Origin of the sequence: Streptococcus suis (genome assembly GCF_002960445.1) — a bacterium.
Classification (GTDB): domain Bacteria; phylum Bacillota; class Bacilli; order Lactobacillales; family Streptococcaceae; genus Streptococcus; species Streptococcus hyiners.
The window spans coordinates 1-320 of the sequence record NZ_POJD01000199.1 but is presented as its reverse complement, the minus strand read 5'-3'; the positions used below and the strand labels follow the sequence as shown (position 1 = coordinate 320).

Annotated in this window: 1 pseudogene; it reads right to left on the bottom strand. The window is 35.6% G+C overall.

The window, feature by feature from the left end:
• Positions 1 to 62: 62 nt before the first annotated feature.
• Positions 63 to 320: pseudogene (locus tag C1G53_RS13355) on the bottom strand (DUF2812 domain-containing protein); the annotation flags it as partial.

Sequence of the window (320 nt, the reverse complement as noted above, 5' to 3'; positions counted from 1 at the left end):
TCCGATCTAAAAGATGATTGCAGTCAACTCTTTTCAATCTTTTTCTTTTGGATAGTATGCCATCAGTATTTTTCTAATTTCTTCGCTTCTTTTTTACCTTTTTCAGCGATATGGAGGAAATAAATAGACCAAGCAAGGAAAAATAAGGGAATAATGCCACTTCTAAACAATGCGAATGGGGTTTCAAAGAGAAAACCAAACCAAAAACTGGTACCAGTTCGTTCCCATAGTCCTGGAGTTAGGTACCAGGATTTAGGATTCCAAAGTGTGTATCCATTTTGGAGTCCAACTTGGTAATGGATAAAAAATAAAGTCAGAAA